This is a genomic window from Leclercia sp. G3L, assembly GCF_021117075.1.
In the GTDB taxonomy this organism is placed as follows: Bacteria; Pseudomonadota; Gammaproteobacteria; order Enterobacterales; family Enterobacteriaceae; genus Enterobacter; species Enterobacter adecarboxylatus_C.
Genome location: NZ_CP088265.1, coordinates 418,003 through 442,456, shown reverse-complemented (window position 1 = coordinate 442,456; position 24,454 = coordinate 418,003). Strand labels below are relative to the sequence as shown.

The window sequence follows — 24,454 nt, the reverse complement described above, 5'->3', positions numbered from 1 at the left end:
AACGGTTTACATCATTTTAACGTAAGAGAATAACTATGCATGATGCACAGGTCCGCGTCGCCATTGCTGGCGCGGGTGGCCGTATGGGCCGTCAGTTAATTCAGGCGACATTGCAGATGGATGGCGTCACGCTTGGCGCGGCTCTGGAGCGTGAAGGCTCATCGCTGCTGGGTGCCGATGCCGGGGAACTGGCGGGGGCAGGTAAGTCAGGCGTCACCGTACAAAGCAGCCTTGAGGCGGTTAAAGACGACTTCGATGTCTTCATCGACTTCACCCGTCCTGAAGGTACGCTGACTCACCTGGCGTTTTGCCGTCAGCATAGCAAAGGAATGGTTATTGGCACCACCGGTTTCGATGATGCTGGCAAGCAGGCTATTCAGGATGCCGCCAACGAGGTTGCTATCGTCTTTGCAGCGAACTTCAGCGTGGGCGTGAACGTCATGCTCAAACTGCTTGAGAAAGCGGCGAAGGTGATGGGGGATTACACCGATATCGAAATCATCGAGGCGCATCATCGTTATAAAGTCGATGCTCCTTCTGGCACCGCGCTGGCCATGGGCGAGGCGATTGCTCAGGCGATGGATAAGGATTTGAAAGAGTGTGCAGTCTACACCCGGGAAGGTCATACGGGAGAACGTGTCCCAGGCACTATTGGGTTTGCTACCGTTCGTGCGGGTGACATTGTGGGCGAACATACCGCGATGTTTGCCGATATCGGCGAGCGGGTTGAAATCACCCATAAAGCGTCCAGCCGTATGACTTTTGCAAATGGGGCGGTTCGTTCTGCAATTTGGTTGAAAGGCAAAAAAGATGGTCTTTTTGACATGCGAGATGTGCTCAATCTTAACAATTTATAATCATGATTACCCTTCGTGATGTGGTTATTGCAGTCATAAATAGTTGATTGCAGAGGGCAATATTTTATTGCCCTTTAATTTTATCTTTTTCGTTCTTTTTTTAATAGTAGCGGGTCATAAATCAGGTTTATCTCCATTATTTTTGTTTCGATATTGTGAATTTTGACCAAATGGTCCACTTTTTGGGGCTGTGGGTGAATTCTTTATACTAAAACTGTCTCGCAAGCGTTTTCTTAAGTGATTTAGTTGATCTTTTTGCCCGTTAACAACCTTCCTGCTCATCAGTGCCGTAAAAACCACAAACAAAACCCACTTTTTAAGTTGACTTTCCCCCGCCAAATCTCCAGAATGCCGCCGTTTGCCGAAAATCCACTGGCAGCAGATTTGCATTGCTTCGTACTACGGTTATGAATTAATATGCAAATAAAGTGAGTGAATATTCTCTGGAGGGTGTTTTGATTAAGTCAGCGCTATTGGTTCTGGAAGACGGAACCCAGTTTATCGGTCGGGCCATTGGGGCAACAGGTTCGGCGGTTGGGGAAGTCGTTTTCAATACTTCAATGACCGGTTATCAAGAAATCCTCACTGATCCTTCCTATTCCCGCCAAATCGTCACTCTAACTTATCCCCATATCGGTAATGTCGGCACTAACGCCGCTGATGAAGAGTCCTCCCAGGTACATGCACAAGGTCTGATTATTCGCGACCTGCCGCTGATTGCCAGCAACTATCGCAATACCGAAGACCTCTCTTCCTACCTGAAACGCCATAACATCGTGGCAATTGCCGATATCGATACCCGTAAGTTGACGCGTCTGCTGCGAGAAAAAGGTGCCCAGAACGGCTGCATCATCGCTGGCGACAACCTGGACGCGGCTCTGGCGCAGGAAAAAGCCAAAGCCTTCCCGGGGCTGAACGGCATGGATCTGGCGAAAGAAGTGACCACCGCTGAGGCCTACAGCTGGACTCAGGGTAGCTGGACGCTGGCAGGTGAGCTGCCGGAAGCGAAAAAAGAAGACGAGCTGCCGTTCCACGTGGTGGCGTATGACTACGGTGCCAAGCGCAATATCCTGCGCATGCTGGTGGACCGTGGCTGCCGTCTGACCGTTGTGCCGGCGAAAACCCCGGCAGACGACGTGCTGAAGATGAACCCGGACGGGATCTTCCTCTCCAACGGCCCGGGTGACCCGGCACCGTGCGACTACGCAATCGACGCGATTAAGACCTTCCTTGAAACCGATATTCCGGTCTTCGGGATCTGCCTCGGCCATCAGCTGCTGGCGCTGGCGAGCGGTGCCAAAACCGTGAAGATGAAGTTCGGTCACCACGGTGGTAACCACCCGGTGAAAGATATTGATAACAACACCGTGATGATTACCGCGCAGAACCACGGCTTTGCGGTGGATGAAGCCTCCATGCCGGCAACACTGCGCGTAACGCACAAGTCGCTGTTCGACGGCACCCTGCAGGGGATTCATCGTACCGACAAACCGGCGTTCAGTTTCCAGGGGCACCCGGAAGCCAGCCCAGGCCCGCACGATGCCGCGCCGCTGTTCGATCACTTCATCGAACTCATTGAGCAATACCGTAAGACCGCTAAATAATCAGGAGCCGAGAAGACCATGCCAAAACGTACAGACATAAAAAGCATCCTGATCCTTGGCGCTGGCCCGATTGTTATCGGCCAGGCCTGTGAGTTCGACTACTCCGGCGCTCAGGCGTGTAAAGCCCTGCGCGAAGAGGGTTACCGCGTTATCCTGGTGAACTCCAACCCGGCAACCATCATGACCGACCCGGAAATGGCCGATGCGACCTACATCGAGCCGATTAACTGGGAAGTGGTACGTAAGATCATCGAAAAAGAGCGTCCTGATGCGGTACTGCCGACCATGGGCGGCCAGACGGCGCTGAACTGCGCGCTGGAGCTGGAGCGTCAGGGCGTGCTGGCAGAGTTCGGCGTGACCATGATTGGCGCGACCGCCGACGCGATTGATAAAGCGGAAGACCGCCGTCGCTTCGACGTGGCGATGAAGAAAATCGGCCTCGACACCGCGCGCTCCGGTATCGCCCATAACATGGAAGAAGCGCTGGCGGTTGCCGCTGACGTGGGTTATCCGTGCATCATCCGTCCGTCCTTCACCATGGGCGGCACTGGCGGCGGTATCGCCTATAACCGCGAAGAGTTTGAAGAGATCTGCGAACGCGGTCTGGACCTCTCCCCAACCAAAGAGCTGCTGATTGATGAGTCGCTGATCGGCTGGAAAGAGTACGAGATGGAAGTGGTGCGTGATAAAAACGACAACTGCATCATCGTCTGCTCCATCGAAAACTTCGACGCCATGGGCATCCACACCGGTGACTCCATCACCGTGGCACCAGCCCAGACGCTGACCGACAAAGAGTACCAAATCATGCGTAACGCCTCGATGGCGGTACTGCGTGAGATTGGCGTCGAAACCGGTGGCTCTAACGTCCAGTTCTCGGTTAACCCGAAGAACGGTCGTCTGATTGTTATTGAGATGAACCCGCGCGTATCCCGCTCCTCCGCCCTGGCATCGAAAGCGACCGGCTTCCCGATTGCTAAAGTGGCGGCGAAACTGGCAGTGGGTTACACCCTCGACGAGCTGATGAACGACATCACCGGTGGCCGCACGCCGGCCTCGTTCGAGCCGTCTATCGACTACGTTGTGACCAAAATTCCTCGCTTCAACTTCGAGAAATTTGCCGGTGCGAACGACCGTCTGACTACCCAGATGAAGTCCGTCGGTGAAGTGATGGCGATTGGCCGCACCCAGCAGGAATCCCTGCAGAAAGCCCTGCGTGGCCTGGAAGTAGGCGCCACTGGTTTCGACCCGAAAGTGAGCCTGGACGATCCGGAAGCGCTGACCAAAATCCGTCGCGAGCTCAAAGACGCCGGTGCCGAGCGTATCTGGTACATCGCCGACGCCTTCCGTGCCGGTCTCTCCGTCGATGGCGTATTCAACCTGACCAATATCGACCGCTGGTTCCTGGTGCAAATTGAAGAGCTGGTGCGTCTGGAAGAGAAAGTTGCGGAGCTGGGTATCAACGGCCTCGACGCTGACTTCCTGCGCATGCTTAAGCGTAAAGGCTTTGCCGATGCGCGTCTGGCAAAACTGGCGGGCGTGCGCGAAGCGGAAATCCGTAAGCTGCGTGACCAGTACAACCTGCACCCGGTCTACAAGCGCGTGGACACCTGTGCGGCAGAGTTTGCCACCGACACCGCGTACATGTACTCCACTTATGAAGACGAGTGCGAAGCGAACCCGTCCGTTGACCGTGACAAAATCATGGTGCTGGGCGGTGGTCCAAACCGTATCGGCCAGGGCATTGAGTTCGACTACTGCTGCGTACACGCCTCGCTGGCGCTGCGCGAAGACGGTTACGAGACCATCATGGTCAACTGTAACCCGGAAACTGTGTCTACTGACTACGACACTTCCGACCGCCTCTACTTCGAGCCGGTTACCCTGGAAGACGTGCTGGAAATCGTACGTATCGAGAAGCCAAAAGGCGTTATCGTGCAGTACGGCGGCCAGACCCCGCTGAAGCTGGCGCGCGCGCTGGAAGCGGCAGGCGTACCGGTAATCGGCACCAGCCCGGATGCGATTGACCGCGCTGAAGACCGCGAGCGTTTCCAGCATGCCGTTGACCGTCTGAAGCTGAAACAGCCAGCCAACGCCACCGTGACTGCGATTGAGCAGGCGGTTGAGAAGGCAAAAGAGATCACCTACCCGCTGGTAGTGCGTCCATCTTACGTGCTGGGCGGCCGGGCGATGGAAATCGTCTACGACGAAGCTGACCTGCGCCGTTACTTCCAGACTGCGGTCAGCGTCTCTAACGATGCGCCAGTGCTGCTGGACCGCTTCCTGGATGATGCGGTGGAAGTGGACGTCGATGCCATCTGCGACGGCGAAATGGTGCTGATTGGCGGCATCATGGAGCACATCGAGCAGGCAGGCGTACACTCCGGTGACTCCGCCTGTTCACTGCCAGCCTATACGCTGAGCAAAGAAATTCAGGACGTGATGCGCGACCAGGTACAGAAACTGGCCTTCGAGTTGCAGGTGCGCGGTCTGATGAACGTGCAGTTTGCGGTGAAAGACAACGAAGTGTACCTGATTGAAGTCAACCCGCGTGCGGCGCGTACCGTACCGTTCGTCTCCAAAGCCACCGGTGTTCCGCTGGCGAAAGTGGCGGCGCGCGTGATGGCGGGTCAGACCCTGGCTCAGCAGGGCGTGACCAAAGAGATCATCCCACCGTACTACTCGGTGAAAGAGGTGGTACTGCCGTTCAACAAATTCCCGGGCGTCGACCCGCTGTTAGGGCCAGAAATGCGCTCTACCGGTGAAGTGATGGGCGTTGGCCGCACCTTCGCAGAAGCGTTCGCTAAAGCGCAGCTGGGCAGTAACTCCACCATGAAAAAGCAGGGTCGTGCGCTGCTGTCCGTGCGTGAAGGGGATAAAGAGCGCGTAGTGGACCTGGCAGCGAAACTGCTGAAGCAGGGCTTCGAGCTGGATGCGACCCACGGTACCGCGATTGTACTGGGTGAAGCCGGTATCAACCCGCGTCTGGTGAATAAGGTGCATGAAGGTCGTCCGCACATTCAGGACCGTATCAAGAATGGCGAATACACCTACATCATCAACACCACCGAAGGGCGTCAGGCGATTGAAGATTCCAAGCTGATTCGCCGCAGCGCGCTGCAGTATAAAGTGCACTACGACACCACCCTGAACGGCGGTTTCGCGACAGCCATGGCGCTGAACGCGGATGCCACCGAGAAGGTGATTTCGGTGCAGGAGATGCACGCGCAGATCGCGAAGTAATCGCTTCAGATTGTTCTTAAAACCCGCTACGGCGGGTTTTTTTATCCCTTTCCGACCAATTTTGGCGGTTGTGCTGCTCCCGCATACATCGCACTTTACGGTGAACCTGAAAAAAAGGAGTTCACTGTGAAACAGGCCCTTACGTTGATACCTCTGGTGGTGCTGCTTGCCGGCTGCGCCGATTTTGCCTCGTCGGTGACCAACACCATAGATGGAATGGGGATGACCCCCGACTATGCAAAAGGCTTAAAGGACGATCTTGAGCCGCAGAAAAAGTTAGCCACGCCGGTGGTGAAGGTGGCTGATACCGTGCCTGAGGGCAAGCTCGTCGAGAAGTATGACAATGGTAATAAGAAGTTTGAGACCGTCATTAAGAACCGTTGCTTTAACGACTATATCGACGTCTATTACCCGAACGGCGTTCTCAGAAGCCATACGCCGCTGGTTAATTGTCAGGCGGAAGGGCTGTCACAGGGCTATACCCAGGAAGGGAAGCTGCGCTCGACCATTACGTTCAAACAGAGTGTGGCGAACGGCGAGGCAAAAACCTATGACGCGAGCGGTAAAGTCGTGCAGACGGTGATCTACAAAGATGGCTTCCCGCAGAAAAGCTAACCTTCAGAGTGTTCTGCATTTATCCCTGAGTATGGCGTATTCTGCTACAGTTTAGCCTGATGATAAAAATGACGACCAACAGGGAGAATACGATGCAAAACAAACTACTGATGGCTTCTGTCTTTGCGGCTGCAACTTTATTTACCGTGGCAGGGTGTTCATCTAATCAGGCGGTGAAAACTACCGACGGTAAAACCATTATCACCGATGGTAAGCCGCAGGTAGATGATGACACCGGCCTGGTCTCATATGAGAATGCGGAAACCGGGCAAACCGAGCAGATTAACCGCGATCAGGTTAAATCTATGGGTGAGCTGGATAACTGATAAAAAAGTGCAGTGGCCTGCGCCACTGCACTTCCTGTCGTAGTAAAGCAATTACCAACGATGGTTGAGCAGGATATGGCCGCCGTAGGCGTCGTAGCTGTTTTCACCCCATTCGCCGCTGGCACGCAATGAGATCAGCGTGGTCTCGTTCAGCTTGCCGGTAACGCCCAGCTCCAGCTGACCGCGATCGTCCGGGGTATCGTTGCTGAACGCTTCGCCGTTGAAGGCGATATCGTTCTGCCCGGCACCTTTCAACCAATTAACTGCCACGTAAGGCTGCCACGCCTGCACATCTTTCTGGTTGAAATAGCTGGTTTTTACACCCACACGTCCCAGAATGCTGTCATTATCGAGGGTGGAAATACGCACCCCGTCAGCGTCCGTGTGATTTTCCTGATCAAGATAGCTATAGACAGCCTGAATCTGCGGTTCGATTTTCCAGGTTCTTTCGCTCTCTGAGTCAACAATCCAGGCGTGACCCGCTTCCAGCGAGGCAGCAAAGCCATGGCTGTTATAAGACTCGTTGCTGCGACCATCGCTTCTCAGCTTGTTGTGATACCAGCCGAAAGAGGCCCAGCTATCGATGTAGCTGCCTTTACGCAGCTGCTGATCTTCCTGCCAGGTAGCGTAAAAGCCGACGTTGACGCCATCCACTTTACCCTGCGCAGAACGTTTACTGCCCGTTGAAGTCGAGTCGGTTTTGGCCTGGCCGGCACCGAACATCATCCCGCTATGCAGAACCCCTGTATCCATCTTCTTGCTGATGAAATCACTGCCGACCTGCATCACGTACTGAGTCGTGTCATAGTTAACTTTGCCACCCGCCACGTCATTTTCATGATAGCGGCCTTTGACGTACATCCAGGTGTTGAGATCCTCGTCATTGCGCAGCGTCAGCTGATCGCGATCGTCGCGTTTATGCAGGAACATGTCCTGGGCGGCGAGGTAGTTTCCTAAATAGGCGCCCACTTCAGGTGCGAGGTTGGCCGGTGCCGGTGCCGGTGAAGGCGTTGGAGCTGGTGTTGGGCCTGGCGTTGGATCCGGTGTTGGGTCTGGTGTTGGATCCGGCGTTGGATCCGGTGTAGGCGCAGGCGTAGTATCTAAAGATTCCAGGTACCAGTTGCCATCAGCGTGCTGGTTCAGGCTATATTCCCATGCGCCGACCACGACCGGTCTGGAGAGAGAAAACGCGGCATCGGAGTTACCGCCTACGCTCACCACCTGCATCCCGTTGACGGTCTGCGCGCCCGCTCCGCCGATATTGGAGATGCGAATACCAGATTCACCCGCGCTGTTGCCGGTGATGGTCAGATGGTCGGTAGCAGAGTTGTCATCGCCCAGCACGCTGTTCATGGCGATCAGGCTACCGCTTACGCCGGTGTAGTCACCGTTGATGGTAAACCTATTGCCCACGCTGTCGTTCAGCCCGGCGATCTGCAGCGTGCCGCTGTTGGTGACGTTGCCGTTAATAGTGTTGAGGGTAGAAGAGCTGGAAGCGCTGTTCCCCTGCACGGCATTCCATGACGCCAGCACGCCGCCGCTGAGGATATCAACGTTGTTGTTTACAGTACCTGCGCTGGCGAAGGTTGCACCATCCTGCACGGTGATGGTAGCCGTGTTGCCATCGCCACCCAGAGTTGCGCCTTCGGCTACCAGGGTTGTCCCGCTACGCAGAAGTGTGTTGCCGGTGTAGCTGTTGTTGCCTGTCAGGGTTAACAGGTTGGCATCCACTTTTTCTACGCTGCCGCTGCCGGTCATGTCCGAAGTGAAGGTGGAATCGGACCCCTGGTTAAAGATGAAAGTGCCGTTATTGGTGACGGTACCGGTCAGAGAGCCAGTATTAACGCCGTCGCCCAGTTGCAGCGTAGTGTTGTTGGCAACCAGCGTATTTCCCGCGCCATTTTTTACGTCGCCAGCGAAAGTCAGTTTACCCTTGTTGACCTTGATGGAATCGCCCGAGCCAATCACATCGACATTACCGGTCAGGGCCCAGTCTTTACCGTTCATCGTTAGCGAAGCGAAACCGTCACCCTCAGTGAGGCCGCGGAAATTGCTGTCTTCCGAACCCTGACCACTTAAAGACAAAGTGTTTGTTTTTGAATTGCTTGAGATAACATCGCCATCAAGTACCGAACCGGTTTTTAACGTTAGCGTGTTAGTTTGATTGCTTGCAAAGGTGATTGCACTTTCTGCGCCCTTAATCAGACCAGCATTAATGAGCTGAACGCTGTGATTATCGGTCACGATGACGCCATTTTTAACACCTTCGACTGTCCCGTTATTCTCAACGTTACTAATGCCTACATTGCTAAGCTTTACACCATTGTCGGTACTGCCACTGAAAATACCGTTATTAACGACCTGGACAGTTGTATCGGCTGAGAGTGCTGTTTTACCTTCAACAACGCCTGTTTGCGTATTATCAATGTTGACAGTACCTGAATCTTTCTCAAGTTTGATGCCATTTTCTGCGCCACTAATTTTCCCGGCGTTTTTTATTTCCCCACCCATTTTAACGATGTTAATTCCGTCGGCACCGGTGGAGTTTATCAGCGCATTTTGGTTGTTATTGAGCGTAATTCTTTGTCCGCCCGTTTGGATCAGCATGCCGTCGCCAGAGCCAGTAATCTGCCCGCTGTTATTGATACTCACAACGTCGGCACCAAGAACAGAGACAGAGGGACCGGTAGTGGAGGGGGAAATAATGACGCCTTCAGTGATGATGTACTTATCATCTTCTTCGAAAGCCAAAGCTTTAGTCGTCGATCCGCTGATCGTCGTTTCTGCGGATACCATTGGCGGCGTAAATACGATTAACGCTGATAAAGCTGGGAAAATAGCTTTTAATGACTTTGTTGTCCTGTTTAATTGCGGAGTTTTGTTTTTCATGTTCACATCCATTTTGTGATTAAAAGGATGCATACTTTAATAATGAGGTAATTTTTTGTAAACGGCGGCCTTTTAGGATTTTATTTATTGATAAAGTCTTAATTCATTGAGTTATATAATTTTTTAGCATGGGTGCTTATTTTAAAATATGGATTAAATTCAATTTTATTATCATATTTTTTGTATTGTTTTAGGCTGTGTTATTTTAATGGTAAATATTATTTTTTATCATTATGGGTCTAATCAAAATAATAGATTTTGACCCAAAGGCATTTATCAATCGTTGCGGTTAACGTCATCACGGCCGCAGACCCCTTCAAACGCCTCGCTTTCCTGTCTACACTGACTGACACAACAAGAAAGCAGTGCAATCAGGTTAATCATGATACTTATTATTTACGCCCACCCCTATCCGCATCACTCCCATGCGAATAAGCGAATGCTCGATCAGGTAAGGACGCTGGAGGGCGTAGAGATCCGCTCTCTCTATGAGCTCTATCCCGATTTCAATATCGATATCGCTGCCGAACAGGAGGCGATCGCCAGAGCCGATTTAATCGTCTGGCAGCATCCGATGCAGTGGTACAGCACACCGCCGCTACTCAAGCTGTGGATCGATAAAGTGTTCTCTCACGGCTGGGCATACGGCCATAACGGCAAGGCCCTCAGAGGGAAAAGCCTGCTGTGGGCCGTGACCACCGGTGGCGGCGAAAGCCATTTTGATATCGGCTCCTTCCCCGGTTTTGACGTCCTGGCGCAACCGCTGCAGGCGACCGCTCTGTATTGCGGTCTGAACTGGCTCCCGCCGTTTGCCATGCATTGCACTTTTGTCTGTGACGACGAAACGCTGCAGGCACAGGCCCGGCACTATAAACAACGTTTACTCGACTGGCAGGAGGCGCACCATGGATAGCCATACGTTGATTCAGGCGCTGATCTATTTAGGCGCCGCGGCGCTGATTGTACCGGTTGCGGTACGCCTCGGCCTGGGTTCGGTGCTGGGGTATCTGATCGCCGGATGCGTCATTGGACCGTGGGGATTCCGACTGGTTACCGACGCCGAGTCGATCCTGCACTTTGCCGAAATCGGTGTGGTGCTGATGCTGTTTGTCATTGGCCTCGAGCTGGATCCGCGTCGTCTGTGGAAGCTACGTGCATCGGTATTTGGCGGCGGGGCACTACAGATGCTGGCCTGTGGACTGCTGCTGGGCGGATTTTGCATCCTGCTGGGCATGGACTGGAAGGTGGCGGAGCTGATCGGCATGACCCTGGCTCTCTCCTCCACGGCTATCGCTATGCAGGCCATGAACGAGCGTAACCTGACGGTTTCCCAGATGGGACGCAGCGCCTTTTCGGTGCTGCTGTTCCAGGATATCGCGGCCATTCCGTTGGTGGCGATGATCCCGCTGCTGGCCGTGTCCGGGGCCTCCACCACCCTCGGCGCCTTTGCGCTTTCGGCATTAAAGGTCGCCGGGGCGCTGACCCTGGTGGTCCTGCTTGGCCGGTACGTTAGCCGACCGCTGCTGCGCTTTGTCGCCCGTTCCGGCCTGCGGGAAGTGTTCAGCGCCGTGGCCTTGTTCCTGGTCTTCGGCTTTGGCCTGATGCTGGAAGAGGCGGGGCTCTCCATGGCGATGGGCGCGTTTCTGGCCGGCGTCCTGCTGGCGAGTTCGGAATACCGCCACGCGCTGGAAAGCGATATCGAGCCTTTCAAAGGTCTACTGCTGGGGCTGTTTTTCATCGGCGTCGGCATGTCCGTAGATTTCGGGACCTTAGTAACCCATCCGCTGCGCATCGCCATTCTGCTGGTGGGCTTCCTGGTGATTAAGATGGTGATGCTCTGGCTGGTGGCCCGTCCGCTGAAGGTGCCCGGGAAACAGCGCCGCTGGTTTGCGGTGCTGCTGGGGCAGGGGAGTGAGTTTGCGTTTGTAGTGTTTGGCGCGGCCAGCATGGCGAACGTGCTCGATCCGGAGTGGGCTAAGGCGCTGACGCTGGCGGTGGCGCTCTCGATGGCGCTGACGCCGCTGCTGCTGGTGGTGTTGACCCGCCTGGAAGCGGCCGACAGCGGACAAGAGCGCGAGGCGGATGAAATAGACGAAGAACAGCCGCGGGTGATCATTGCCGGGTTTGGTCGCTTCGGTCAGATTACTGGCCGTTTGTTGCTCTCCAGTGGCGTGAAGATGGTCATCCTCGATCACGATCCCGACCATATTGAAACCTTGCGTAAGTTTGACATGAAGGTCTTTTACGGCGATGCCACGCGCGTGGATTTACTGGAGTCCGCCGGGGCGCAGAAGGCCGAAGTGTTGATCAACGCGATAGACGATCCGAAGAATAGCCTGCAGCTGGTTGAGCTGGCTAAGACGCATTTCCCGCATCTGAAAATCATCTCCCGCGCGCGCGATATCGACCATTACATCAAACTGCGTCAGACAGGTGTCGATGCACCAGAGCGTGAAACCTTTGAAGGGGCGCTGAAATCCGGCCGGCTGGCGCTTGAGAGCCTTGGACTCGGGGCGTATGAGGCCCGGGAGCGGGCAGACCTGTTCCGACGTTTTAATATTGAGATGCTCGAGGAGATGGCTGAAATGGCGGAGAACGATGCCACGTCACGCGCGGCGGTGGTTAAACGCACCAGCGCCATGCTGATGGACATCATCAATGAAGATCGTAATCATCTCTCGCTGACCCAGCGTCACGGCTGGCAGGGAACGGAAGAGGGTAAGCATACCGGCGATCCGGGAGACGAGCCGGAGAGTAAACCGCTGGCGTGAAGAGGGGTTGCCAGCAAATATAAAAAATTTCCTGTTCTTTACTCTGCCGCCAGTCGACGAAAGATTAAGCTTTCCGTATAGTGGCGGCAATTTTTTGCATCCGGGAAATAATCAATGATCAGTCTGATTGCGGCGCTTGCGGTAGATCGCGTGATTGGTATGGAAAACGCCATGCCGTGGAATCTGCCTGCCGATCTCGCGTGGTTTAAACGTACAACGTTGAACAAGCCGGTAGTAATGGGTCGCCTGACCTGGGAGTCAATCGGGCGTCCATTGCCGGGCCGTAAAAACATCGTAATAAGCAGCCAGCCCGGCACGGATGAGCGTGTTGAGTGGGTAAAATCCATTGACGAAGCCATTGCTGCCTGCGGTGATGCCGAAGAGATAATGGTGATTGGTGGAGGCCGTGTGTACGAGCAATTTCTGCCGAAAGCGCAGAAATTATATCTGACACACATTGATGCTGAAGTGGAAGGGGATACGCATTTCCCTGACTACGATCCTGACGAGTGGGAATCAGTATTCAGTGAATTCCACGATGCGGATGCGCAAAATTCGCATAGCTACTGCTTTGAGATCCTTGAACGCCGCTAATGTTTTTCTGCACCTTTCCCGACGGGAGAGGTGCAGCTCTCTTCTACGACGCTACCGCTTCATTCTCGCCTAAATCCTGATGCCGGTTCGACGGCTGAACAAAGTACGCTTTATCTTCCCAGCGCAGACAGGTAAGTTCTCCACCCCAACAGCAGCCGGTATCCAGGCCGTAGATGCCCTCAGGCGTGCCTTTGCCCTCCAGCGATGCCCAGTGACCAAAGATCACGCTGTAATGATCCGTCACCGGTCCGGGGATCGCAAACCAGGGTTTAAGCGGGGTCGGCGCGTTTTCCGGCACATCCTTGCAGTACATGTCCAGCTGACCGTTCGGGAAGCAATAGCGCATACGGGTGAAGGCGTTGGAGATAAAACGCAGGCGCGCCACACCGCTGAGTTCCGTGCTCCAGTTGTTGGGCATGTCGCCATACATAGCATCAAGGAAGAAGGGATAAGAGTCGCTGGAGAGTACAGCTTCGACGTCACGTGCGCACTCTTTTGCCGTTTGCAGATCCCACTGCGGCGTAATCCCCGCATGCGCCATCACCAGCTGTTTCTCTTCATCGACCTGCAGCAACGGCTGGCGACGCAACCAGTTAATGAGCTCATCGGCGTCAGGCGCATCCAGCAGCGGGGTGATCCTGTCTTTCGGTTTATTACGGCTGATCCCGGCGTAGACCGCCAGCAGATGCAGATCGTGATTGCCGAGGACGAGCCGCACGCTGTCACCCAGCGACTTCACATAACGCAGCACTTCCAGCGAGCCAGGGCCACGCGCAACGAGATCGCCGGTAAGCCACAGCGTGTCCGTACCCGGGGTAAAATCCACCTGCTTTAACAACGCGATCAGTTCATCGTAGCAACCATGAACATCGCCAATGAGATATGTAGACATGTTTAGTGAATGAGTGTTGGAACAGCCAGACGGAAAACAGGAATGGCAATGCGGAATGCATTGCCGTCGGCATCGACCATTTCATAATGGCCCTGCATGGTACCCAGCGGCGTTTCGATCACCGCGCCGCTGGTGTACTGATACTCTTCGCCGGGATCAATGTGCGGCTGTTCACCGACTACACCTTCGCCCTGCACTTCAATTTCACGACCGTTGCCGTTGGTGATAAGCCAGTAGCGACCGAGCAGCTGCACAGGCATCCGCCCCAGGTTGCGAATGGTTACAGTGTAAGCAAAGACAAAGCGCTCTTCATCCGGGGTGGACTGGGACTCAATATAGATGCTTTGTACATGAACACATACGCGGGGCGAATCAATCATGGCTTAGCTCTCCTTCGGCGGCGCATTTTCACTGATGTAATTAGCCAGCTTGCAGTACTGTTCTACCGAGATGTTCTCCGCACGCATTGCCGGGTCGATACCCAACTGAGCTAACACTTCAACAGTAAACAGGTTGCCAAGGCTGTTACGAATCGTTTTACGGCGCTGGTTAAAGGCTTCTGTAGTGATACGGCTCAGCACGCGCAATTCTTTAACCGGGTACGGCTTCGTTTTGTGAGGCACAAGACGCACAACCGCAGAATCCACTTTTGGCGGCGGCGTGAAGGCAGATGGCGGCACTTCGAGAACCGGGATCACGTTGCAGAAGTATTGCGCCATCACGCTTAAACGACCATACGCTTTACTGTTTGGCCCTGCAACCAGTCGGTTGACGACCTCTTTTTGCAACATGAAGTGCATGTCAGCAATGGCATCAGTATAGCTAAACAGATGGAACATCAGCGGGGTGGAGATGTTGTACGGCAGGTTGCCGAACACGCGCAGCGGTTGACCAAGCTTCTCGGAAAGTTCACCGAAGTTCATGGTCATGGCATCCTGCTGATAAATCGTCAGTTTCGGCCCGAGGAACGGATGCGTCTGGAGACGTGCCGCCAGATCGCGGTCCAGTTCGATGACGGTCAGTTCATCCAGACGCTCGCCAACCGGCTCGGTCAGGGCGGCAAGACCCGGCCCGATCTCAACCATCGCCTGGCCTTTTTGTGGATTGATAGCCGAAACAATACTTTCGATCACGAACTGATCGTTGAGGAAGTTTTGCCCGAAACGTTTACGGGCTAAATGGCCCTGGTGGACGCGAGTATTCATTGAGTATTAACAATCATTTTGATGGCGAGATTAAGCGCCGTAATAAAACTGCCGACATCTGCTTTCCCCTGGCCCGCTAAATCAAGCGCAGTACCATGGTCAACAGAAGTGCGAATAAAGGGTAAACCGAGGGTGATGTTCACGCCGCGGCCAAATCCCTGGTATTTTAGCACGGGAAGGCCCTGATCGTGGTACATCGCCAGCACGGCATCTGCATGATCGAGATATTTTGGTTGAAAGAGAGTATCCGCAGGCAGCGGCCCGCTGAGATTCATCCCCTGGGCCCGCATCTCATCCAGCACCGGAATGATGGTGTCGATCTCTTCCGTTCCCATGTGGCCGCCTTCGCCCGCGTGCGGATTCAGGCCACACACCAGCACGTGCGGATCGGCAATACCGAATTTGGTGCGTAAGTCATGGTGCAGGATGGCAATCACATCGCGCAGCAGATCCGGCGTAATGGCCTCGGAAACCGCTTTGATCGGCAGATGGGTGGTAGCCAGCGCAACGCGCAGCTCCTCGGTTGCCAGCATCATTACTACTTTTTCGCTGTGGGAACGCTCTTCAAAAAACTCGGTATGGCCGGTAAAGGCCACGCCGGCATCGTTGATCGCCCCTTTATGCACCGGCCCGGTGATCAGTGCTGCAAATTCTCCGCTCAGGCAGCCATCACAGGCCCGCGCCAGGGTTTCCACTACATAATGGCCGTTTTCGGTACTCAGTTGACCGGGGACAACGGGCGTGCACAGTGGAACAGGCATCAGCGTCAGGGTGCCCGCTTGCTGGGGAAGGGGAGTATTTTCTGCCTGATAGGGCAGCAGCGTGAGCGGCAGGTTGAGCAGCTTCGCCCGCGCTTCAAGCACGCTGGCGTCGGCGCAGATCACCAGCTCGACAGGCCAGCTGCGCTGGGCAAGCTGGACGACCAGATCGGGACCAATCCCGGCAGGTTCGCCGGGAGTGATGACAACACGATGTTGTTTCATTAGTTGCTCAGAACTTTGACGTAAGCGCTGGCGCGTTGTTCCTGCATCCAGGTTGCCGCTTCTTCCGAGAACTTACGGTTGAACAGCATGCGGTATGCGCGGTCTTTCTGTGCCGCATCGGTTTTATCTACGTTACGGGTGTCCAGCAGCTCAATCAGGTGCCAGCCGAAGGTAGAGTGAACCGGTTCGCTCAGCTGACCTTTGTTCATGCGCATCAGCGCATCGCGGAAGGCCGGATCGTAAATATCCGCTGCCGCCCAGCCCAGATCGCCGCCCTGATTCGCTGAACCAGGATCCTGAGAGAACTCTTTCGCGGCGTTGGCGAAGGAGGTTTTACCGCTGCGGATATCGGCGGCAATCTGCTGCAGTTTCGCCCGCGCCTGATCGTCATTCATCAGAGGGGAAGGTTTCAGCAGAATATGGCGAGCATGCACTTCGGTGACGGAAATGCTCTGGCTCTGGCCGCGCAGATCGTTCACTTTCAGAATATGGAAGCCGACGCCGGAACGGATTGGACCCACAATATCGCCTTTCTTCGCGGTGCTCAGCGCCTGGGCGAAGATAGAAGGCAGCTCCTGAATACGACCCCAGCCCATCTGGCCACCTTTCAGCGCCTGCTGGTCAGCCGAATAGGTAATAGCCAGTTTACCGAAATCGCCGCCGTTACGCGCCTGATCGACGATAGAACGCGCCTGGCTTTCCGCCTCAGCCACCTGGTCAGATGATGGGTTTTCTGAAAGTGGGATCAGGATGTGGCTCAGGTTCAGTTCAGTGCTGGCATCATTCTGATTGCCTACCTGTTTTGCCAGCGAGTCCACTTCCTGTGGCAGGATAGTTACGCGACGACGCACTTCGTTGTTACGCACTTCTGAAATCAGCATCTCTTTACGGATCTGATTACGGTAGGTCGAATAGCTGATGCCATCGTAGGCCAGACGGCTGCGCATCTGGTCAGCTGACATGTTGTTCTGCTTCGCAATGTTAGCGATAGCCTGATCGAGCTGCTCATCAGAGATCTTCACACCCATCTTCTGACCCATCTGCAGAACGATCTGATCCATGATCAGACGTTCAAGGATCTGATGACGCAGGGTGGAATCATCCGGAAGTTGCTGACCTGCCTGACCCGCGTTGAGCTTCACAGACTGCATTAAACCATCAACGTCGCTCTCAAGTACCACACCGTTGTTCACAACGGCAGCGACTTTGTCGACAACCTGTGGGGCCGCGAAACTGGTATTCGCAACCATAGCGATACCGAGCAGCAGCGTTTTCCAGTTCTTCATACTTTTTCCATATCAATTAACCGCAATGCGGATTACGTTGTAAATCAATTACATCACAAGGAACTACGGTACGGCAGAATCGGTGAGCGCAGCATCTGCTGCGTACCCAGACCGTAGTTGGAACTCAGACCACGCAATTCGATGTTAAAGCCGATGACGTTATCGTATTCACTCTGACCTTTGTCAGGATCCCAGCCATTCAGCTTACGCTCGTAACCGACACGGATCGCGTAACAGCAGGAGCTGTATTGCAGCCCCAGCATCTGATCGGCCGCCTTACTCTGATTGGTATCAAAGTAGTACGCCCCGACGAGCGACCAGCGATCGGCGATCGGCCAGCTTGCTGTACCGCCCACCTGCGAAATACCCTCTTTGGTCTGTTCGGACGTAGCAAAGTTAGGCAGTGTCGCCTGGATATACTCCGGGCTGGCGTAACGGTAGCTCAGCTGCACCAGCCGGTCTTCATCACGGCGATACTCAATGGTGGCACTGCTGGTGGCAATGTTATCCAGACGCGTATCGTACTGCACACCGCCACGCAGACCCCAGCGATCGGTCATGCGCCAGTAGGTGTCACCCGCCCAGACCAGGGACCCCGTTTTGTTGCTTTTCTCCCAGTTGATGTTGTCATCGCCAGTACGCGATTCTGTGAAGTAGTAGATTTGACCCACAGAAGCATTAAAACGTTCAACGGAAGCATCATCATAAACGCGGGTTGTGACGCCGGTCGTGACCTGATTGGCCGAGGCAATACGGTCCAGACCGCCATAGGTACGGTCGCGGAACAGACCGCTATAGTCGGATTGCAGGAATGAAGAGTCGTAGTTATTGATTTTACTCTGATCGCGATACGGCACGTACAGATACTGCGCGCGCGGCTCCAGCGTCTGGGTGTAACCCTCACTCCAGTTCATGTCGCGCTCTAAGACCAGCTTGCCGTCCATTTTAAACTGCGGCAGCGTACGGTTAACGGACTCTTCCAGATGGGTGCCGTTATTGGCGTTGTACGTTTCCAGATTGTCCTGCTGATAGTGGGTCGCCATCAGCTTGACTTCAGTATCCAGGCTGGCCCAGTCGTTCGACACCGGCAGGTTGATCGTCGGCTCAAGGTGGATACGGGTAGCTTCAGGCATATCGGAGTTGGTATTCACGAAATGCACGGCCTGGCCGTAAACGCGGGTATCAAACGGACCGACATCGTTCTGGTACCAGTTGACGTCCAGCTGCGGTTGCGCACCATAGGTACTGGCGTTCTGGCTGCTGAAGACCTGGAACTGGCGGGTGGACACCGTGGCGTCAAAGTTTTTAACGGCATAGCCTGCGCTGAAGATCTGCGTGGCGTAGCCGTCGGTGCTGGAGCCGTATTTTGACGTGAAGTCGTTGAAATAGTTCGGATCGCTGACTTTGGTGTAGTTAACGTTAAAACGCCAGACCTGATCCATCACCCCGCCATGTTGCCAGTAGTACAACCAGCGGTGGCGATCGCCCTCGGTGGGATGCTCATCTTCATAGACTTTGTCCGATGGCAGATAGTCCAGCTCCATCAGGCCTGAGCCCGCTTGCGTCAAATAACGGAACTCGTTTTCCCACATGATATTGCCGCGCTTATGGATATAGTGCGGCGTAATCGTGGCGTCCATATTGGGCGCGATGTTCCAGTAATACGGCAGGTAGAATTCGAAATAGTTGGAGGTACTGTACTGAGCGTTCGGGATCAGGAAGCCCGAACGACGTTTATCACCGACGGGCAGTTGCAGATACGGGCTATAGAAGACCGGTACCGGGCCGAGCTTAAAGCGGGCGTTCCAGATCTCCGCAACCTGCTCTTCGCGGTCGTGGATCACTTCGCTGCCGACCACGCTCCAGGTATCAGATCCCGGCAGACAGGAGGTAAAAGTCCCGTTCTCCAGAATGGTATAACGGTTTTCACCGCGCTGTTTCATCAGGTCGGCTTTACCGCGCCCCTGACGGCCCACCATCTGGTAATCACCTTCCCAGACGTTGGTATCTTTAGTGTTCAGGTTCGACCAGGCTTTCGGACCTTTCAGGATGACCTGATTATCGTCATAGTGCACATTACCCAGTGCATCCACTGTTCGTACCGGTTCTGCCGCGCCTTCTGGCTGTTTCTGGTGCAACTGTACTTCATCAGCCAGCAAACGGCTGTTGCCCTGGTTAATATCCACATTGCCGGAAAACACGGCGTCGTCAGGATAATTCCCTTTCGCATTGTCAGCAGTGATGGTGACCGGTAGCGTGTTCGTATCACCCTGAACCAGCGGGCGATCGTAGCTGGGAACACCCAGCAGACATTGCGAGGCGAGATCGGCTGCCATACCCTGTTGGCTGTACAGGGCAGTAGCTATCATCGTGGCCAGGAGGGTGGGGATACGTTTTTTCATACGTTTTATTTATTGTTCCGTCATCAGTGGCTTATCGCTGGCAAACGGTCAGAGACTATCTTACTCATCATCACAGTGCCAGCGTTAATCCTGCCCGTAAACAAGCCGTGGTGATAGGCTCGTTATTGAATGACGAGTATGATAATGCAAATTATAGGCGATGTCCTTCAATTGACCGTGGCCAGGCCACCGGAATGATGGCGTTCGCGGGATCAAATACATCACCATTTGGGGAGTATATGCAGTATTGGGGAAAAATTATCGGCGTGGCGTTCGCTTTACTGATGGGCGCGGGCTTCTGGGGTATCGTTCTGGGGCTGATTATCGGCCATATGTTTGATAAAGCTCGAAGTCGTAAGATGGCCTGGTTTGCCAACCAGCGTGAACGTCAGGCACTTTTTTTTGCCACGACCTTTGAGGTGATGGGCCATCTGACCAAATCGAAAGGGCGGGTGACCGAGGCCGACATCCATATCGCCAGCCTGTTTATGGATCGTATGAACCTGCACGGCGACTCCCGTGCGGCGGCGCAACACGCATTTCGCATCGGCAAGGCGGATAACTATCCTCTGCGCGAAAAAATGCGCCAGTTCCGCAGCATCTGCTTCGGGCGATTCGACTTAATTCGGATGTTTCTGGAGATTCAGATTCAGGCAGCGTTTGCCGATGGATCGCTCCACCCGAACGAGCGTGCGGTGCTGTACGTGATTGCCGAAGAGCTGGGGATTTCCCGTACCCAGTTCGATCAGTTTCTGCGCATGATGCAGGGCGGCGCGCAGTTTGGCGACGGCTATCAGCAACAGCAGGCGGGCGGTGGCGGCTGGCAGCAGGCGCAGCGTGGCCCTACTCTGGAAGATGCCTGTAACGTGCTGGGCGTGAAGCCGACCGATGAGCCGACGACCATTAAGCGCGCCTATCGCAAACTGATGAGCGAACATCATCCGGATAAGCTGGTGGCAAAAGGGTTACCGCCGGAGATGATGGAGATGGCGAAGCAAAAAGCGCAGGAAATTCAAAAAGCTTACGAGCTCATTAAAGAGCAGAAGGGCTTCAAGTAAGAGGATTGCCCGGCAAGCGAAGCGCCGCCGGGCAACAGGTCAAAAGTCCGCCGGGGCCTTAAAGGTCATCGGCGTGCCATATTCCGGATGGGTGATGGTCAACATCTCCGCATGCAGCTGCAGACGCGGCGCCATGCCCCGGGCTTCTGGCGTGGCGTAAAAGCGGTCACCCAGAATCGGGTGACCCAACGCCAGCATATGCACACGCAGCTGATGCGAGCGGCCGGTAATCGGTTTTAACAGCACGCGGGCGCTGTTATCCGCCGCGTATTCCAGCACTTCATACTCGGTTTGCGCCGCTTTGCCGGTCTCGTAGCAGACCTTCTGCATCGGGCGATTCGGCCAGTCGCAGATCAGCGGCAGGTCAACCAGCCCTTCCGCCGGTTGTGGATGTCCCCAGACGCGCGCAAGGTACTGCTTTTTCGGCTCGCGCTCACGAAACTGACGCTTCAGTTCACGCTCTGCCGCCTTGGTCAGCGCGACCACAATCACACCGCTGGTCGCCATGTCCAGACGATGAACCGACTCCGCCTGCGGATGATCGCGCTGAACGCGCGTCATCACGCTGTCTTTGTGCTCATCCAGCCTGCCCGGCACGGACAACAAGCCGCTCGGCTTGTTGACCACCATGATATGTTCATCCTGATACAGAATGACCAGCCACGGATCCTGCGGCGGATTGTAGGGTTCCATCAACATGTTGCGCTCCGCTTACTGATGCGTCACGACGATGAGACGCAGCGCATCCAGACGCCATCCCGCCTGATTCAGGCTTTCGAGCACCTGCTGACGATTGCTCTCAATCGCCGCCAGTTCATCGTCACGAATATTCGGGTTCACCGCGCGCAGGGCTTCCAGACGCGACAGCTCTGCCGACAGTTTTTCATCCGCTTCGCTGCGCGCCTCGTCAATCAATGCGCGCGCCGCTTTCTCAATTTGTGGTTCACCCTGCTGCAGAATGGTATACACGTCCTGCTGCACCGCGTTCACCAGCTTGCTGCCGGTGTGGCGGTTCACCGCACTCAGCTGACGGTTAAAGCTCTCAAACTCCACCTGCGCCGCCAGGTTGGTGCCGTTTTTATCCAGCAGCAGACGCACCGGCGTGGCAGGCAGGAAGCGGCTAAGTTGCAGCTGTTTCGGTGCCTGGGCTTCAACCACGTAGATGAGCTCCAGCAGCAGTGTACCCACCGGCAGCGCCTTGTTCTTCAGCAGCGAAATGGTGCTGCTGCCGGTATCGCCGGAGAGGATCAGATCCAGACCATTGCGGATCAGCGGGTGCTCCCAGGTGATGAACTGCGCGTCTTCACGGGACAGCGCCACATCACGCTCAAAGGTGATGGTGCAGCCATCTTCCGGCAGGCCCGGGAAGTCCGGGACCAGCATATGATCGGACGGCGTCAGCACAATCATGTTTTCGCCGCGATCGTCCTGGTTGATACCGACGATATCAAACAGGTTCATGGCGAAGCTGATCAGGCTGGTATCGTCATCCTGCTCTTCGATGCTCTCTGCCAGCGCCTGGGCCTTTTCGCCGCCGTTGGAGTGGATCTCCAGCAGACGGTCACGGCCCTGCTCCAGCTGCGCTTTCAGCGCTTCGTGCTGTTCGCGACAGGTTTTGATCAAATCATCGAAGCCATCGGTGTTTTCCGGCGTCGCCAGGTAGCCTGTCAGCTCGCTATGTACGTTGTCGTAAATGGTACGACCGGTCGGGCAGGTATGTTCAAACGCATCCAGACCTTCATGGAACCAGCGCACCAGCACGGACTGGGCGGTTTTTTCCAGATACGGAACGTGGATCTGAATGTCGTGCGCCTGGCCAATACGATCCAGACGGCCGATACGCTGCTCAAGCAGATCCGGGTTGAAGGGCAGATCGAACATCACCAGACGGCTGGCGAACTGGAAGTTACGCCCTTCGGAGCCGATTTCGGAACAGAGCAGTACCTGTGCGCCGCTGTCCTCTTCTGAGAACCACGCCGCCGCGCGGTCGCGTTCGATAATCGACATGCCTTCGTGGAACACCGCCGCGCGGATGCCTTCACGCTCGCGCAGAACCTGTTCGAGCTGCAGGGCGGTGGTCGCTTTGGCGCAGATCACCAGCACCTTTTGCGAGCGGTTGGCCGTCAGGTAGCCCATCAGCCACTCAACGCGCGGGTCGAAGTTCCACCAGGTGCCGCTGTCGCCTTCAAACTCCTGATAAATTTGTTCCGGGTAGAGCATATCCCGGGCACGTTCTTCCGCCGTTTTACGCGCACCCATGATGCCGGAGACCTTAATGGCGGTCTGGTATTGGGTCGGCAGCGGCAGACGGATAGTGTGCAGTTCACGTTTCGGGAAGCCTTTCACCCCGTTACGGGTGTTACGGAACAGGACGCGACTGGTACCGTGGCGGTCCATGAGCATGGAAACCAGCTCCTGACGCGCGGCATCGGCACCTTCACGATCGCTATTAGCGGCCTGCAGCAACGGCTCGATATCCTGTTCGCCAATCAGATCGCTCAGGGTATTGAGCTCCTCATTGGAGAGATGTTTGCCCGCCAGCAGCAGGGCTACGGCATCCGCGACCGGGCGGTAATTTTTCTGCTCTTCGACAAACAGCTCAAAGTCGTGGAAGCGGTTTGGATCCAGCAGGCGCAGACGCGCAAAGTGGCTCTCCAGACCCAGCTGTTCCGGCGTTGCGGTCAGCAGCAACACGCCCGGCACGCGCTCGGCCAGTTGTTCAATCGCCATATACTCACGGCTTGGCGCATCGAGGCTCCACACCAGGTGATGCGCTTCATCGACCACCATGATGTCCCATTCGGCATCACACAGGTGCTCGAGACGCTGCTTGCTGCGGCGGACAAAGTCCAGGGAGCAAATCACCAGCTGTTCGGTTTCAAACGGGTTATCGGCGTCATGCTGGGCTTCGGCGTAGCGTTCATCGTCAAAGAGGGAGAAGCGCAGGTTGAAGCGACGCAGCATCTCCACCAGCCACTGGTGTTGCAGGGTTTCCGGCACCACGATCAGCACGCGCTCGGCCGCGCCGGAGAGCAGTTGCTGATGCAAAATCATCCCTGCTTCGATGGTTTTACCTAAACCGACCTCATCGGCCAGCAGGACACGCGGCGCATGGCGGCGACCAACATCATGGGCAATATTTAACTGGTGGGGGATCAGGCTGGTACGCTGACCGCGCAGGCCGCTCCACGGCATGCGGTACTGTTCGCTCTGGAACTTACGGGCGCGGTAGCGCAGCGAGAAGCGATCCATACGATCAATCTGACCGGCGAACAGGCGATCCTGCGGCTTACTGAACACCAGTTTGCTGTCGAGCAGCACTTCGCGCAGCATCACACCGGTCTCATCGGTATCGAGGCGAGTACCGATGTAGGCGAGCAGTCCATTCTCTTCTTTTACGTCTTCAATCTTCAGCTGCCAGCCTTCATGGCTGGTAACGGTGTCGCCCGGGTTAAACATCACGCGGGTAACAGGGGAATCATTGCGAGCATACAGACGGTTTTCACCGGTGGCGGGGAAGAGGAGAGTGACCATACGCGCATCCAGCGCCACTACCGTTCCTAATCCAAGTTCGCTTTCTGTGTCGCTGATCCAGCGTTGACCAAGTGTAAAAGGCATATTTGTTCGGCTCTAATCTTTAATTACAGGCAATAGTTCAACCACCGATCAGAAATGACGGTAATCGAATAATGGGTCCGGGAATGGAAAGGGCGCTATGGTACTGGATGG

Annotated in this window: 19 protein-coding genes; 10 read left to right on the top strand and 9 right to left on the bottom strand. The window is 55.1% G+C overall.

Features of this window, described 5'->3' with window-relative positions; genetic code table 11:
- Positions 1-35 precede the first annotated feature (35 nt).
- The 5 genes from dapB to LRS40_RS03460 all read left to right on the top strand — a co-directional run bounded on the left by dapB (position 36) and on the right by LRS40_RS03460 (position 6,645).
- Positions 36-857, top strand: a complete 822-nt coding sequence (gene dapB, locus LRS40_RS03480; protein ID WP_231313092.1) for a 4-hydroxy-tetrahydrodipicolinate reductase — start codon at positions 36-38, stop codon at positions 855-857.
- Positions 858-1,312: 455 nt separating this feature from the next.
- The gene (carA, locus tag LRS40_RS03475; RefSeq protein ID WP_142488191.1) at positions 1,313-2,461 is read left to right on the top strand and encodes a glutamine-hydrolyzing carbamoyl-phosphate synthase small subunit; all 1,149 of its coding nucleotides are present in this window, start codon (positions 1,313-1,315) and stop codon (positions 2,459-2,461) included.
- 18 nt (positions 2,462-2,479) lie between these two features.
- The gene (gene carB / locus LRS40_RS03470; RefSeq protein ID WP_142488192.1) at positions 2,480-5,704 is read left to right on the top strand and encodes a carbamoyl-phosphate synthase large subunit; all 3,225 of its coding nucleotides are present in this window, start codon (positions 2,480-2,482) and stop codon (positions 5,702-5,704) included.
- Positions 5,705-5,830: 126 nt separating this feature from the next.
- Positions 5,831-6,319, top strand: a complete 489-nt coding sequence (locus tag LRS40_RS03465) for a toxin-antitoxin system YwqK family antitoxin (protein ID WP_142488193.1) — start codon at positions 5,831-5,833, stop codon at positions 6,317-6,319.
- Positions 6,320-6,411: 92 nt separating this feature from the next.
- On the top strand, positions 6,412-6,645 hold the full coding sequence (locus tag LRS40_RS03460) for a YgdI/YgdR family lipoprotein (protein WP_142488194.1): 234 nt from the start codon (positions 6,412-6,414) through the stop codon (positions 6,643-6,645).
- 51 nt (positions 6,646-6,696) lie between these two features.
- Here LRS40_RS03460 and LRS40_RS03455 read toward each other — a convergent pair whose 3' ends face one another.
- Positions 6,697-8,730 carry an autotransporter outer membrane beta-barrel domain-containing protein gene (locus LRS40_RS03455; RefSeq protein WP_231313091.1) on the bottom strand — a complete coding sequence of 678 codons (2,034 nt, stop codon included), beginning with the start codon at positions 8,728-8,730 and terminating at the stop codon, positions 6,697-6,699.
- Between the two features lie 211 nt (positions 8,731-8,941).
- On the opposite strand from LRS40_RS03455, the gene LRS40_RS03450 reads away from it, so the two are divergent.
- The 4 genes from LRS40_RS03450 to folA all read left to right on the top strand — a co-directional run bounded on the left by LRS40_RS03450 (position 8,942) and on the right by folA (position 12,899).
- Positions 8,942-9,553, top strand: a complete 612-nt coding sequence (locus tag LRS40_RS03450; RefSeq protein ID WP_231313090.1) for a hypothetical protein — start codon at positions 8,942-8,944, stop codon at positions 9,551-9,553.
- A 363-nt stretch (positions 9,554-9,916) separates the two neighbouring features.
- Positions 9,917-10,447, top strand: a complete 531-nt coding sequence (kefF, locus tag LRS40_RS03445; RefSeq protein WP_231313089.1) for a glutathione-regulated potassium-efflux system oxidoreductase KefF — start codon at positions 9,917-9,919, stop codon at positions 10,445-10,447.
- Positions 10,440-12,305 carry a glutathione-regulated potassium-efflux system protein KefC gene (kefC, locus tag LRS40_RS03440; protein WP_231313088.1) on the top strand — a complete coding sequence of 622 codons (1,866 nt, stop codon included), beginning with the start codon at positions 10,440-10,442 and terminating at the stop codon, positions 12,303-12,305. The genes kefF and kefC overlap by 8 nt, the downstream gene beginning before the upstream one ends.
- 114 nt (positions 12,306-12,419) lie before the next feature.
- Entirely contained in the window at positions 12,420-12,899 is a 480-nt protein-coding gene (folA, locus tag LRS40_RS03435; RefSeq protein WP_039030411.1) for a type 3 dihydrofolate reductase, read from the top strand.
- Positions 12,900-12,942: 43 nt separating this feature from the next.
- Here the strand turns inward: folA and apaH are convergent, their stop codons facing one another.
- From apaH to lptD, 6 genes are read right to left on the bottom strand one after another with little or no spacing between them, the layout of a single operon-like run.
- A complete protein-coding gene (apaH, locus tag LRS40_RS03430; protein ID WP_142488197.1) occupies positions 12,943-13,791 on the bottom strand; it encodes a bis(5'-nucleosyl)-tetraphosphatase (symmetrical) ApaH in 849 nt (282 codons plus the stop codon).
- Between the two features lie 2 nt (positions 13,792-13,793).
- On the bottom strand, positions 13,794-14,171 hold the full coding sequence (gene apaG / locus LRS40_RS03425) for a Co2+/Mg2+ efflux protein ApaG (protein ID WP_142488198.1): 378 nt from the start codon (positions 14,169-14,171) through the stop codon (positions 13,794-13,796).
- 3 nt (positions 14,172-14,174) lie between these two features.
- Positions 14,175-14,996: a 16S rRNA (adenine(1518)-N(6)/adenine(1519)-N(6))-dimethyltransferase RsmA gene (rsmA, locus tag LRS40_RS03420; protein WP_142488199.1), complete on the bottom strand. Its 822-nt coding sequence runs from the start codon at positions 14,994-14,996 to the stop codon at positions 14,175-14,177.
- Positions 14,993-15,979: a 4-hydroxythreonine-4-phosphate dehydrogenase PdxA gene (pdxA, locus tag LRS40_RS03415; protein WP_231313087.1), complete on the bottom strand. Its 987-nt coding sequence runs from the start codon at positions 15,977-15,979 to the stop codon at positions 14,993-14,995. The genes rsmA and pdxA overlap by 4 nt, the downstream gene beginning before the upstream one ends.
- Positions 15,979-17,265 carry a peptidylprolyl isomerase SurA gene (gene surA / locus LRS40_RS03410; protein ID WP_142488201.1) on the bottom strand — a complete coding sequence of 429 codons (1,287 nt, stop codon included), beginning with the start codon at positions 17,263-17,265 and terminating at the stop codon, positions 15,979-15,981. Before surA ends, pdxA begins: the two co-directional genes overlap by 1 nt.
- A gap of 53 nt (positions 17,266-17,318) precedes the next feature.
- Positions 17,319-19,667, bottom strand: coding sequence for an LPS assembly protein LptD (lptD, locus tag LRS40_RS03405; RefSeq protein WP_231313086.1), 2,349 nt, complete (start codon positions 19,665-19,667; stop codon positions 17,319-17,321).
- Between the two features lie 239 nt (positions 19,668-19,906).
- Here lptD and djlA point away from each other — a divergent pair, with 239 nt between their 5' ends.
- A complete protein-coding gene (djlA, locus tag LRS40_RS03400) occupies positions 19,907-20,725 on the top strand; it encodes a co-chaperone DjlA (RefSeq protein WP_032616478.1) in 819 nt (272 codons plus the stop codon).
- Positions 20,726-20,764: 39 nt separating this feature from the next.
- On the opposite strand, the gene rluA is transcribed toward djlA, so the two are convergent.
- Both rluA and rapA read right to left on the bottom strand, forming a co-directional pair.
- Entirely contained in the window at positions 20,765-21,424 is a 660-nt protein-coding gene (rluA, locus tag LRS40_RS03395; RefSeq protein WP_231313085.1) for a bifunctional tRNA pseudouridine(32) synthase/23S rRNA pseudouridine(746) synthase RluA, read from the bottom strand.
- Between the two features lie 12 nt (positions 21,425-21,436).
- Positions 21,437-24,343: an RNA polymerase-associated protein RapA gene (gene rapA / locus LRS40_RS03390; protein WP_231313084.1), complete on the bottom strand. Its 2,907-nt coding sequence runs from the start codon at positions 24,341-24,343 to the stop codon at positions 21,437-21,439.
- Positions 24,344-24,454 lie beyond the last annotated feature (111 nt).